At 41.2% G+C, this 12,394-nt stretch carries 10 protein-coding genes; all 10 read left to right on the top strand.

Annotation, left to right across the window (positions count from 1 at the left end):
• Positions 1 to 262: 262 nt before the first annotated feature.
• Positions 263 to 1,321, top strand: coding sequence for a PTS fructose transporter subunit EIIC (locus VXS03_RS04690; RefSeq protein ID WP_327762260.1), 1,059 nt, complete (start codon positions 263 to 265; stop codon positions 1,319 to 1,321).
• A gap of 60 nt (positions 1,322 to 1,381) precedes the next feature.
• Positions 1,382 to 1,696: a PTS fructose-like transporter subunit IIB gene (locus tag VXS03_RS04685; protein ID WP_080156461.1), complete on the top strand. Its 315-nt coding sequence runs from the start codon at positions 1,382 to 1,384 to the stop codon at positions 1,694 to 1,696.
• A 273-nt stretch (positions 1,697 to 1,969) separates the two neighbouring features.
• Positions 1,970 to 2,812, top strand: coding sequence for a helix-turn-helix transcriptional regulator (locus tag VXS03_RS04680; RefSeq protein ID WP_327762258.1), 843 nt, complete (start codon positions 1,970 to 1,972; stop codon positions 2,810 to 2,812).
• Positions 2,813 to 2,911: 99 nt separating this feature from the next.
• Entirely contained in the window at positions 2,912 to 3,334 is a 423-nt protein-coding gene (locus VXS03_RS04675) for a hypothetical protein (RefSeq protein ID WP_327762257.1), read from the top strand.
• A gap of 221 nt (positions 3,335 to 3,555) precedes the next feature.
• A complete protein-coding gene (locus VXS03_RS04670; RefSeq protein ID WP_327762256.1) occupies positions 3,556 to 6,018 on the top strand; it encodes a beta-mannosidase in 2,463 nt (820 codons plus the stop codon).
• 155 nt (positions 6,019 to 6,173) lie between these two features.
• Positions 6,174 to 7,838: an ABC transporter substrate-binding protein gene (locus tag VXS03_RS04665; RefSeq protein ID WP_327762255.1), complete on the top strand. Its 1,665-nt coding sequence runs from the start codon at positions 6,174 to 6,176 to the stop codon at positions 7,836 to 7,838.
• 147 nt (positions 7,839 to 7,985) lie between these two features.
• Complete coding sequence (locus VXS03_RS04660) at positions 7,986 to 8,972, top strand: ABC transporter permease (protein WP_327762254.1); 987 nt, start codon at positions 7,986 to 7,988, stop codon at positions 8,970 to 8,972.
• 1 nt (position 8,973) lies between these two features.
• Positions 8,974 to 9,996 carry an ABC transporter permease gene (locus VXS03_RS04655; protein WP_327762252.1) on the top strand — a complete coding sequence of 341 codons (1,023 nt, stop codon included), beginning with the start codon at positions 8,974 to 8,976 and terminating at the stop codon, positions 9,994 to 9,996.
• Positions 9,996 to 11,393 (top strand): M17 family metallopeptidase, encoded by a 1,398-nt coding sequence (locus tag VXS03_RS04650; protein WP_327762251.1) that lies wholly within the window; start codon positions 9,996 to 9,998, stop codon positions 11,391 to 11,393. The genes VXS03_RS04655 and VXS03_RS04650 overlap by 1 nt, the downstream gene beginning before the upstream one ends.
• A 14-nt stretch (positions 11,394 to 11,407) precedes the next feature.
• Complete coding sequence (locus tag VXS03_RS04645; RefSeq protein ID WP_327762250.1) at positions 11,408 to 12,334, top strand: N(4)-(beta-N-acetylglucosaminyl)-L-asparaginase; 927 nt, start codon at positions 11,408 to 11,410, stop codon at positions 12,332 to 12,334.
• Positions 12,335 to 12,394 lie beyond the last annotated feature (60 nt).

Here is a 12,394-nt window from a genome sequence, read left to right as displayed (position 1 = left end):
TTGTTACTGCAATCAAAAATAAACACTATCAGCACCTGTTCTGTGCGCTAGATCTCCTTATCTTGACCTTCAACCTGAGAGTTAAATCACATCTCATTTGGCTGGTTACAAATGTCCAGTAAATGCGCGCTTTATCCCATATCGAGAATAGCTTCTGCCACCCATAATAGCTCCAACAAAACGGCTTACCGCCATCTTAAACCTGTTATGTTTTTGTCCTTATCCGTGGCCAACATCGTCATAACGAAATGGAGTTATTCTTATGAAAAACCAATTATCACAACTAAAGCGGCACCTCTTAACTGGTACTAGTCACATGTTACCTTTCGTTGTTGCTGGTGGTGTATTACTTGCCCTATCAGTTATGTTAGGTGGTAAAGGTGCTGTACCTCAAGGTGTTTTCCTTGAAGGCCTTTGGGATATGGGTATCGCAGGTTTCACATTATTCGTACCAGTGCTAGGTGGCTACATTGCCTACTCTATCGCTGACCGCCCAGCACTTGCACCTGGCATGATTGGCGCTTACCTTGCAAACCAAGTTAACGCCGGTTTCATCGGGGCCATCATTGTCGGTTTCATTGCCGGTTACGTAGTACTACAACTAAAACGTATTCCGCTATCTAACAAACTAAAAGCCATCTCAACTTATTTCATTCTTCCTATTGGTGGTACGTTCATTGTTTCAGGTCTAGTTATCTGGGTTATCGGTGCACCGATTGCAATGGCAATGGAAGGCATGAACACTTGGCTACAAGGTATGGCTGGCACATCTAAAGCTTTCTTAGGTGCCATTCTAGGTGGTATGACAGCCTTTGATATGGGTGGTCCAATCAACAAAGTAGCAACCCTATTTGCTCAAACTCAAGTAGGTACTCAACCATGGTTAATGGGTGGTGTAGGTGTTGCTATCTGTGTGCCGCCACTAGGTATGTTCCTTGCAACACTTCTATCACCTAAGCGTTACTCTGATGAAGAGCGTGAAGCAGGTAAAGCGGCTGGCATCATGGGCTGTATCGGTATCACTGAAGGTGCAATCCCGTTCGCTGCTGCTGACCCAGTACGTGTAATCCCATCAATCGTTGTCGGTGGTATCGTTGGTAACGTCACAGCATTTTTGTTCGGTGTCCTAAACCACGCACCTTGGGGTGGTCTGATTGTACTTCCAGTTGTTGATGGTCGTATCTTCTACATCGTGGCTATCATTGCGGGCTCTGTAACAACGGCACTCATGGTTAACTTCCTTAAAAAGCCAATTGCAGACCGTGAAGAAGATAAAGCACAAACTGCTGCATCTGATGACCTAGACCTAAGTTTTGATTAATAACATCGCATTCATTTATCAACGCGTTAATCGCATTAAATAACAAATTTGGAGATTCACATGAAACTATTAGCTATCACTTCTTGCCCATCAGGTGTTGCACATACATACATGGCTGCTGAAGCACTAGAAGTTGCTGCAAAAGCAAAAGGCTGGGATGTTAAAGTTGAAACACAAGGCTCTATCGGTATCGAAAACGAAATCACCATGAGTGAAGTAGCTGACGCTGATATTATTATTCTAACGAAAGATATCGCTATTAAAAACGAAGAGCGTTTTGCAGGAAAGAAAATTGTCCGTGTAGGTGTGGCAGACGCCGTGAAGAAAGCACCACAAATCATGGATAAAATTGAAGCGCATTTAGCTCAAGCTTAATCATGAAATAAGGCACAATTTAATGCGTGCCTTATGATTTCCCCCTTGAATAAAGCCACCTTAGATCACGTTATTTAAGGTGGTTTTTTATATAACAGCTAAAACAGCCTCATCATCAAAATAAACTGGCATCAAGATAACACTTCCAAAAGCATTATATCGCATCCACTCACCAGCTAAATGATAATGTACATATTCACACATAGGATGCATTTAGTGGCCTGTATTAGTTAGTCCACGTCCATGAAAAATAACAATAAGTAGACGCAAGACATGCATAATATTTTTATTGATTTACTTGATAGCGCCATTTCTGATTTTGAATCTTTAAATAACATTTGGTTTGCCGGGGACTCTCTACCACCGCTTGAATCGAGTTATCAAGTTAACTTTCCACGACTTGAACTGGTATTTAAAGGCCGCTATGCCAATACTTTTGATAATCAACAATCAAATGTAGCAGATATCACGCTTGGTGTGGGCGAAGCATTATTTATTCCTGCCAATGCGTGGAATAAACCAGATTGGCAACACGAGTGTTCAGTATTAAGTTTATTGTTTGGCAAGAGTCAACTTGGTTTTAGTTTAGTCAGTAAGCGTGAACATGAGGAAGGCTTTTATGATGTTCAGAAATACAGTGTGCCGCAACGCAGTAGTCATGCCATCGATCATATTCTCAATGCGCTATCAAGCTTAACCCATGAAAAGAAAAAACAACCTGCTGATAAATTCCTATTAATGGCCTTGCTTTGTTACTGCAAAGATATGATTGAAATGCCAACGGCTGACTGTACTCGCCGTAGCCAAGATTTATTTAAAGGTATTTGTATTTACGTCCAAGAAAATTTTCATCGTAATATTAATCGTAACACCGTTGCTGAAAGGTTTAATATTTCACCTAATCACCTTTCGCGTTTATTTCGCCAAGAAGGCCACATGCGATTTGCCGATTATATCGCTTGGGTACGTTTAGAGCGCGCAAAATTCATGCTAAAACGCTATAACTTCCGTTTAGAAGAAGTAGCAAATCGCTGCGGTTATCATGACTCTAATTACTTTTGTCGTGTCTTTAAACGTAAAACAGGTAAGACACCAACAGAGTACCGTGTGCATTAAAAAATAAGGCTAACAACTGAATATTTATATTCTATATTTGCCTATTTCGGTTAAAGCGGATAAGCATAAAATTATACGTTTTAATGGTTTATTACATAAATGAAAACATCACTGCAAGCCTTGATCGTTCTTTGCGCATGTAACCTTAGCTTCTCTGCTTTTGCTAATACAACATCGGCAATGGAATCACCATTATCAATTCCGTTTTCTCAACAGATCCATAGCTATCAATATTCTGGCGTCATTCATAATGATGTTACTAATGACTTTAATTTTTACGGCCATCAAGGCCAGAAAATCACTACCTTAGTAACAACAGATAGTGCTAAATTATGGGTGACTATCAAGCATCCACAAATGAAACACGCTGTTGATATATCTTCAATTTCAACTAATCCTAATCAGCGTGATACTTATACTTTACCTTTCACTGGTCAATACCATCTTAGTATTGGCGAATACCACGCCATCAGCAAACGTAACTCAACTCAAAATTACACACTAAAAATCACCTTGAATTAAGGTTTATCGCCACATAAAACAAATGACATCGAAACCCTTAAAATTCGATGTCATTTATGAATCAAGTACAATGCTTACATTACTCACCCCGAGTATTTAACACGGTCACATATCCATCAATTGGGTACATAAGTCCAGTTACAATACCTTTTGTCCACTGCTAATTTTTTTACGAGCGTAATACACTCATACTTTATTCGCGCAGTTGACAGGAGTCTCACGTGTCGCATATTTCATTAGATGGTCAGTGGCTACTCACTTCCCCACAGCATTCACATATTTCTATTCCATGCGCACTGCCTGGCGATGTACATTCAGCACTCATTCAAGCGAATTTACTGCCACAACCTTATTTCGGTTGTAATGAAGAATTAATTCAATGGGTCGGTGAAAGTGAGTGGCAACTAACAACAGACTTTACTCTTACAACCGAGCAACTAACTGCAACCGCTATCGATTTGAATTTATCGTTTGTTGATACCATGGCTATTGTAAGTATCAATGGAACTCAAGTGTTAGCCTGTAGCAACATGTTCCGTCATTACCACGTTAATATCCTGCCCTACCTACAACAGGGTGTGAACCATATCAGTATTGTATTAGCGCGTAATGATAGTGAAGCACAACGACGTGCAGAAAAATTGCCGTTTCCTGTGCCATGGGCTGTCGGTAATAATCAAATTCCACACATGAATACTCTGCGTAAAACCCAATGTCATGCAGGCTGGGATTGGGGCATTTGTTTATTATCAACTGGAGTATATAACTCACTGACACTCACCCCTGTTTATGACACTCGCTTACACCATGTTAGAACCCAACAAGCATGGCTACCTAATGGCGATTGTGAAGTCACCGTTAACATTGATTATGAAATACTGGGGGGCAGTACGGAGCAAGTACTTGAAATCAACTTTGATAAGCAAGTACGCACTATCACCATAGATAACATCAGTAGTGACATTCAAACCGTTTCCACCACAATGATTGTAACAAATCCACAGCGATGGTGGCCTGCTGGTTATGGCGAGCAGCCGCTATACCCATTAACGGTTACACTTAACAACCATACCATCACCAAAAAACTTGGGCTGCGTGAACTCAGATTAGATACACAAACCGATGCTATTGGTAGTGCAATGACATTTGTGGTTAATGGCAATGCGATCACCGCCAAAGGTGCTAATTGGATTCCACTTGATGCCCTACCCAGCCGTCAAACCCCTGCACGTTATCGTCAACTATTAGAAGATGCAGTCGCTGCCAACATGAATATGATCCGTGTGTGGGGTGGTGGCATGTATGAGCATGATATTTTTTATGAGTTGTGCGACGAACTCGGATTATTAGTGTGGCAAGATCTGATGTTTGCTTGTGCCTTGTATCCATCAACCCCTGAGTTTTTAGCTGATGTTGAATTAGAAATTGTTGATCAAGTAAAACGCCTAGCGGATCACCCTTCATTGGCATTATGGTGTGGTGATAACGAAGTCATTGGCGCGATTGGCTGGTATGATGAATCTAAACACAACCGCGAAAAATACGTAGTGAATTACGACCGTTTAAATCGCATGCTGCAACAAGTGGTTGAACAGTACGATCCTAGCCGTCATTTTTGGGCAAGCTCACCGTGTAATGGCGAACTCGATTTTGGCGATGCATGGCATGACGATAACCGTGGCGATATGCATTTCTGGGATGTATGGCATTCAGGTAAATCGTTCGATGCCTACCACAGTGTTAAACCACGTTTTTGTTCGGAATTTGGTTATCAATCATGGCCATCTTTGCCAACGGTAAAAACCTTTGCCGATAGTGAAGATTGGAATGTCACCTCGCCGACATTTGAACAACATCAAAAGAACGGTCGTGGTAATAGCATTATGACTGAAATGTTTACTCGCTATTTCCGTTTTCCCGTGGGTTTCGCCAACATGTTGTATTTAAGCCAAGTACAACAAGCAATCGCCATTAAAACCGCGACTGAATTTTGGCGCGCCCATAAACAACATTGCCGTGGTATTCTCTATTGGCAACTCAATGACTGCTGGCCTGTGAGTTCATGGTCAAGCATTGAATATACTGGGCGTTGGAAACAACTCCATCATCACGCAAAACGTTTCTTTGCCCCAGTGATGGCGACATTTATTCAACTGCCGCAACAACCTCTAACACTGCATGTAGTTAATGATCATCATCAACCAATGCCAATTAGCGGAACAGTGATCAAGGCAGATTGGCAAGGGAATGTCCTCGCCACATGGCAGCTAGACACCCAATTAGCTACCGACAGCAGTGACATTATATGGCAAACAGAAGACATATTAACCACGACTGAAACGAAACAGGTATTTTACCATGTCAGCTTAACCTGCGCTGATGGCAGTGTGACTGAAAATACGCATTACCCATGCTTGTTTAAACACGCACAACTACAAAATCCAACCATTAATACAGAATGGCATCAAGACAACGATACTATTTGGCTAGAACTCGACACTGACTGCCCGGCATTATTTGTTGAACCACAACTTGAGTGCCAAGGTCGTTTTAGTGATAGCAGTTTTACTTTATTACCAAGTCATATTACAGGTACGAAACATCGCCTTTATTATATTGGTGATTGTGATCTTAATACATTAAAACAGCATTTAACCTTATATCACCTTCGAGGAACCTATTAGTTTATAAAGCTTCCACAATAATATAAATAACAGCAACAGATACGCATATTTTTATATGTGTATCTTGTTATAACTTTTATTTATTAATAAATACTATCTATTTTCATCATGTTTATACGGAATTTATCTTCTCACATTTATAATAAGGAATTTTCATGATCAGAAATAAAGCCCATACTTTAGCGCTAATAACACTTGCGACATTGTGTACTTCAAACTCTTTTGCTGCTGAAAAAAATCAATTAACAATTGTGGCTGATTTTTATCCCACCATGATCCGTAACTTTAACCCGTATTTAGCAACAAATTTACGTACTACAACTGATTTTATCTATGAGCCTTTAGTTGTTTTTAACCAAATGCACGGTAATAAACCGGTGATGCGATTAGCGAAAGACTACTATATGTCTGACGATCTTAAACAAGTCACATTTGAAATTCGCGACGGCGTAAAATGGTCAGATGGAACGCCATTTACCGCTGATGATGTGGTGTATTCATTCCAACTGATCCATGATAAACCTGAACTTGATCCAAAAAGCATGGATCGTTGGATCAAAAGTGTTCGCCAACAAGATAACAAGGTTATTTTTGAATTAACTGAAGCCAATTCTAATCTGCCTTTTGAAATTTCTTCGATTCCTATTGTGCCAAAACATATTTGGAAAGATATTGAAAAACCAGAATTATTTACTAATGAAAACCCAGTAGGTTCAGGCCCATTTACTGAAATCGACACCTTTACGCCACAGCTTTATGTGCAATGTCGTAACCCTAATTATTGGGATAACGATAACCTCGAAGTCGATTGTTTACGCGTACCACAAATTGCCAATAACGATCAGCTATTAAATAAAATCATTAAGTCAGAACTTGACTGGACCAGTGCCTTTATTCCTGATGTTGATGCACTGTATGCCGCTCGAAATCCAAACCATAAATACTGGTACCCTGCAGCAAGTACCCAAGCTTTTATGATGAATTTTAAAACGCCGCACCCTGGTAATAATGAAGCAATCAATAACCTTGATTTCCGTCGCGCATTATCAATGGCAATTGATCGCCAAAAAATCATTGATGTTGCTTTTTATGGTAATGGCATCGTTAATGACTACGCTTCAGGTTTAGGTAAAGGCTTAGAATTCTGGGCTGATAAAGATATTTATAATAAATACAAAGGCTTTAACACTTACAACATTGATAACGCCAAAGCATTGTTAGCAAAAGCAGGCTTTAAAGATATTGATGGTGACGGGTATGTAGAAACGCCAACAGGTAAAAAAATAGAAATTGCGATTCAATCTCCAACCGGTTGGACTGATTTCAACAACACCGTTCAACTTGGGGTTGAGCAGTTACAAATGGCAGGCGTTGATGTCAAAGCCAAAACCTCTGATTTTGCGGTCTATAACCAAGCCATGACCAATGGTACTTATGATATGGCTTACACGAACTACTTTAACGGTGCCGACCCTTACCGTTACTGGAACAGCGCCTATCATTCTCGTTATCAAGAAGGCGCAAGCATGCCACGTTTTGCAATGCACTTCTTTAAAAACGCCGATCTAGACCAGTTGCTGGATAATTTCTACAAAACGGCAAATCAGGATGAACAAATGGTTATCGCCCATAAGATTCAAAAAATCATTGCCGAAAACCAAATCACAATACCTGTAATGTCAGGCGTTGATGTATATCAATTTAATGAAAGTCGTTATACCGGTTGGTGGAGCACAGAAAACCCTAAAGGCCGTCCTTTAGCATGGGCTGGCGTTCCTGAGCGTTTATTACATGTATTAGATTTAAAACCAAAAGCGTAATAATAACCATACCGTTATCTTGTTGATGACGGTATTTATTTCGCTGTGATATTAGCCCAAATATATAAAGCTACCGTTATTTATTTAACGGTCGCTTTCAATATTTAGTGCTTATTAAATCAAATATCTTTATTAGGAATAAATACGATGGGCTTTTTCTTTCGTCGATTATCATTTTATTTTGTCGCGTTATTATTTGCAGCCACATTAAACTTTATATTGCCTCGCGCTATGCCTGGTGATCCTGTGACAATGATGTTTGCTAATGCTACCTCACACGTTAGCCCTGAACGTATTGAAGCCATGAAAAAACTGCTTGGTTTTGTTGATGGCCCTTTATATGAGCAATACTTTTCTTATCTTGCCAATATATTTACCGGACAATGGGGAACCTCCATTAAGTTTTATCCATTGTCCGTTAATGATCTGCTTGGCAGCGCCATTGGCTGGTCATTATTTCTAACCGGAACCGCGGTTGTTTTATCGTTTTGTATTGGCTCGGTAATGGGTATTTTTGCCGCTTGGCGTCGTGGCAGCTATTACGACACCTTTATTTCTCCAAGCACACTGGTAATACAATCTATCCCGTCAGTAGTTATTGCGATGCTGGTGATGTTCACCTTTGCGATTGGCTTAGAATGGTTTCCGATTGGCAATGCGTACACCTCAGGCACTACGCCTGATTGGTCAAGCTGGGCATTTTATAAAGATGTCATGTATCACGCTGCCCTGCCGTTGCTATGTGCCACCGTTAGTCAAATTGGTGGTTTTTTAATTAGCATGCGTAACAACATGATTAACTTGCTTAATGAAGACTTTATCACCATGGCAAAAGCCAAAGGCTTAAGTGAACATCGCGTGATTTTTAACTATGCCGCTCGTAATGCCATGCTGCCTAGCGTAACCGCACTATCAATGGCCTTAGGTACTGCAATCAGTGGTCAGTTAATTGTGGAAATGATCTTTAACTACCCCGGTCTTGGAACCGTCTTGTTAAACGCAATTCACGCCCGTGATTACCAAGTGCTTCAAGGACAATTATTACTGATGACCTTATTTATGTTGTTCTTTAACTTTATGGCCGATCTATTAATTGTGCTGTTAGACCCACGTCTACGTAAGGGAGATCGATAACATGAAAGGTATTATTCAATTATTAATTCGTAATCCTAAGTCATTAACTGGACTCTGTATTTTAGTGGTATTTGTATTAGCTGCTCTGTTTGCGCCAATGATCACTAATCATGCACCAGATAGAGGAACAGGCAACCCGCATGAATACCCAGCTTTTGTGGTAAAAGCGGCGCAGAATAATCCGGATGGTTGGATAGCGAAAAACTTAGCCACCAATAAACGTACCCTGCTGATGTCAAAAAAAGCCGATCATATTCTAGGTACAACACGAATGGGGCGTGATGTGTGGTCACAATTAATTTATGGCGCACGAACTTCACTGGCCGTTGGTTTAGGCGCTGGGGTTTTAGTGTGTTTCCTCGCAACCTTAATCGGTGTTTCGGCAGGATATTTTGGCGGTAAAGTTGATGAAATTTTAACGGCTGCCATGAATATCATGTTGGTGATTCCACAATTACCGCTACTCTTTATTATTGCCGCATTTATTGGTCAAGCGGGGCCATTTACGATAGCCATCGTTATCGCCATAACCTCATGGGCATGGGGAGCACGAGTGGTGCGTTCTCAAACGCTATCTTTACGTGAAAAAGAGTTTATTCGTGCCGCAGAAGTATTAGGCGAATCACCGTGGCGTATTATTGCCGTTGAAATTCTACCTAACTTAATGTCGATTGTTGGCGCTAGTTTTATAGGCTGTGTATTGCTCGCGATAATGACCGAAGCCAGCCTATCGTTCCTTGGTCTTGGTGATCCGAACGCCATCAGTTGGGGTGTGATGTTATATAACGTTCAAACCTCATCATCAATGTTGATTGGCGCATGGTGGGAAATACTTGCACCGTGTATGGCGCTTATATTTATTGCTATCGGTTTATCGTTATTAAACTTTGCTGTCGATGAAATTGCTAACCCTCAGTTACGTTCTCACAAAGGCATGCGTCGTTGGCAACAGCGCAGTGATGCAACCCTTGTCGATACTCAAACCGAAATGCCTCACCCTATCGTAGATGGTGGAATCAAATAATGAATAGTAACCCATTAACTTTAACTTTTAATCGTGAACATCAATGCGATCAATTAACGCGAACGCTTCATCTGACCTTGGGTGAACATTCAACATTAATCGTTAACCAAGATGTCAATGATTTTAATGCTGAGATCAGTAAGCGCATTATTGCTGTTGCCGATATTCAAGATATTGGCTATTTAATCGCAACTACATTTACGCAAGCGACCACACTTCAATTGTGCATAGATGCCGATATTGCTGCTCGTTTTGAGCGTCAGCAATGGCTAAAATGGCTCTCTTTTGGTTTAGCATTATCAGATTATCATTATCGCCACAGTAACAGCTCATTATTAACTCCGACACTGGCAGACTTCACCTTATTAAATGCTGATGCTAGTGACAACATAGCGTTTGAAAATGGCAAAATTCTTGCTCAGAGCCAATTGATTGCACGCGAGTTAACCAATAAACCGGGTAATATTCTGTATCCACAGTCCTTTGTCGAAGCTGTAGAAGCATTAGCGATTAACAATATTGAGTTATCTTATCTCGATGATGCAATGATGCTTGAACATGGCTTTGGCGGCTTAATGAGTATCGCTCAAGGCAGCGATCGCGAAGCACGCTTGTTATGCCTCGACTATCATCCTCAAGATCCCAAATTTACCGTAGCTTTAGTCGGTAAAGGTGTCACCTTTGATTCCGGTGGTATCAGCATTAAACAACCGCGATACATGAGCACCATGAAAGTCGATATGGGCGGTGCAGCGGCGGTTGTTGGTGCACTTAATGCTATTGCACAACTGCAATTACCTATTCGAGTGATTGGCTTATGTGGCTTGGTTGAAAACATGCCGTCAGGTAAAGCCATTAAACCTGGTGATGTGGTAACGATGCTTAATAAAACCAATGTTGAAATCATCACTACCGATGCCGAAGGACGAATGGTGCTAGCGGATGTATTGCACTATGCTCAACAACACTATCAACCAGATTATTTAGTCGATATTGCAACCTTAACAGGTGGTACTGGCATTGCTCTTGGTAAAGCCTATGCCTCATTAATGGGTAATGATAATAACTTAATTGCGAGTGCTCAAACAGCGGGTCAAGCATGCTCTGAACCGTTATGGCTAATGCCGACGGGTGGCATGTTTACCACCGCACTTGAAAGTGACTTTGCTGATCTGCGCCACGGTAGCGAAGAGCCTGACGGTAGCCCATGTGTTGCAGCTACCTTTTTAGAACACTTTATTCAACCTGATCAAAAATGGATCCACATTGATTCAGCCGCAATGTCACTGGGTATGAATCACCGCAAAATTTATCCTAAAGCTACAACAGGCTACGGCACTTTATTATTAACCGAGCTTTGCCAACAATTGATCTTGCAAGATCGGTTGCACCAATAACAAGGACGTTGAACATGATCTTATTAGCAAACTCAGAAGCATACCCAGGTATTGAAGCATCAGCACGTCGCCTACAAGCAGGTGAAGAAGGCTTACGGGCTTTAGTTGAAGGCATTAAGCTAGTGGAATTAGATCCACGGGTGCGTACCGTGGGGTATGGCGGCTGGCCTAATGTATTAGGCGAAATGGAATTAGATGCATCGGTAATGGACGGTGACAGTCTGCGTACTGGCGCTGTTGGTGCATTAAAAGGTTACATCCACCCAATAGAAGTCGCCTATAAGGTAATGACCGATCTCAACCATGAAATTTTAGTTGGTGAAGGTGCGGCTATTTTTGCCAATGAAATTAATGCGGTTGCAGGTAACAATCTTATCGAAGATTCAAAGCAAGTGTGGTGGGAAAAACTAGAGCAAGCCATGACACTCGAGCAACAAGCTGCATTTCCTAATGTGCCTCTTGCGCCATTATCAAATAATGCTACCGATCCTGAGCGTGTGCGTGACACTACAGTTTTTTTAAGCAGTGATATTAACCGCAAAATTACTGCCGCAACGTCTACTTCTGGTTGGGCATGGAAATACCCCGGTCGTTTAGGGGACAGTCCAATTATTGGTGCTGGCTCTTATGCTGACAGCCGCTATGGCGCCTGCGCTTGTACTCACACAGGGGAAATGAGTATTCGTTGTTCAACTGCTCATGCGGTAGTGCTATATATGAAAATGGGTATGACCCTTGATGACGCTGTGTATGAAGCAATTCGCGATCTTGATTATCTAAAAGATGGCTATACTGAAGGCGTTACTATTCATGCGATAGATTGCCACGGTAATCACAAAGTGGTGAGTTTAAATTGTCCGGGTAATATTACTTATTGGTTCTGGCAAACGGGCATGGATAAGCCAGAAGAGCGCCAAGCTGAAGTGATCATGACTAAGTAATTATTCTCACTGAAAAGAAAATACAGTGACACTAAGATCAACAACACCCTGCTTAAGATC

The organism is Photobacterium sp. S4TG1 (assembly GCF_036040035.1).
Classification (GTDB): Bacteria; Pseudomonadota; Gammaproteobacteria; order Enterobacterales; family Vibrionaceae; genus Photobacterium.
Note: the sequence above shows the minus strand (reverse complement) of the source record. Positions and strands in the feature narration are given on the sequence as shown.

Excerpts from the sequence above, each read along its gene's own strand:
- VXS03_RS04690 (WP_327762260.1), top strand. The coding sequence starts at position 263 with ATGAAAAACCAATTATCACAACTAAAGCGGCACCTCTTAACTGGTACT.
- VXS03_RS04685 (WP_080156461.1), top strand. The coding sequence starts at position 1,382 with ATGAAACTATTAGCTATCACTTCTTGCCCATCAGGTGTTGCACATACA.
- VXS03_RS04680 (WP_327762258.1), top strand. The coding sequence starts at position 1,970 with ATGCATAATATTTTTATTGATTTACTTGATAGCGCCATTTCTGATTTT.
- VXS03_RS04675 (WP_327762257.1), top strand. The coding sequence starts at position 2,912 with ATGAAAACATCACTGCAAGCCTTGATCGTTCTTTGCGCATGTAACCTT.
- VXS03_RS04665 (WP_327762255.1), top strand. The coding sequence starts at position 6,174 with ATGATCAGAAATAAAGCCCATACTTTAGCGCTAATAACACTTGCGACA.
- VXS03_RS04660 (WP_327762254.1), top strand. The coding sequence starts at position 7,986 with ATGGGCTTTTTCTTTCGTCGATTATCATTTTATTTTGTCGCGTTATTA.
- VXS03_RS04655 (WP_327762252.1), top strand. The coding sequence starts at position 8,974 with ATGAAAGGTATTATTCAATTATTAATTCGTAATCCTAAGTCATTAACT.
- VXS03_RS04650 (WP_327762251.1), top strand. The coding sequence starts at position 9,996 with ATGAATAGTAACCCATTAACTTTAACTTTTAATCGTGAACATCAATGC.
- VXS03_RS04645 (WP_327762250.1), top strand. The coding sequence starts at position 11,408 with ATGATCTTATTAGCAAACTCAGAAGCATACCCAGGTATTGAAGCATCA.